Raw genomic sequence first — 434 nt, forward strand, 5'->3', positions numbered from 1 at the left:
GTTTTCGTCAACAATTGCACGAGAGAGTTTGTGTTGAAAATCAGCACGGGCATTGGCTACCCGTTCGTGTACACCTGCAAGCTGTATTCGGGCTTTACGGCGATGAGCACTCCCTTTTTGCTTGCGAGATAAGGCTTTTTGTTTTCGACGTAGGTGACGGCTGGCATTGATAAGGTGGCGCGGATTAGCAATCTTATTGCCGTCTGATTTGATGGCGTAATGACTCAGCCCCACATCAAGCTCCGTGATATTTGATATCAATGTTGGCTTTGCCGGTGCTTCTACCCCGTCATCACAGAGTAGTGACGCATAGTATTTTTCCGGTTGCGCTGCGGCTCAGTGTGATACTTTTTCAGCGCCCCCCGTAATTTTCACGATGTAAACGCGCTTCAATCGGTGCGATTTTCGGGGATTTTTTATCGCGCCATCAATGA

At 48.4% G+C, this 434-nt stretch carries 1 pseudogene; it reads right to left on the minus strand.

Annotated elements, in window-relative coordinates:
* Nucleotides 1-415: pseudogene (locus BHE89_RS20875) on the minus strand (RNA-guided endonuclease InsQ/TnpB family protein); the annotation flags it as partial.
* Nucleotides 416-434 lie beyond the last annotated feature (19 nt).

The sequence above is a fragment of the Shigella sp. FC1967 genome, from assembly GCF_001743005.1.
Taxonomy (GTDB): domain Bacteria; phylum Pseudomonadota; class Gammaproteobacteria; order Enterobacterales; family Enterobacteriaceae; genus Proteus.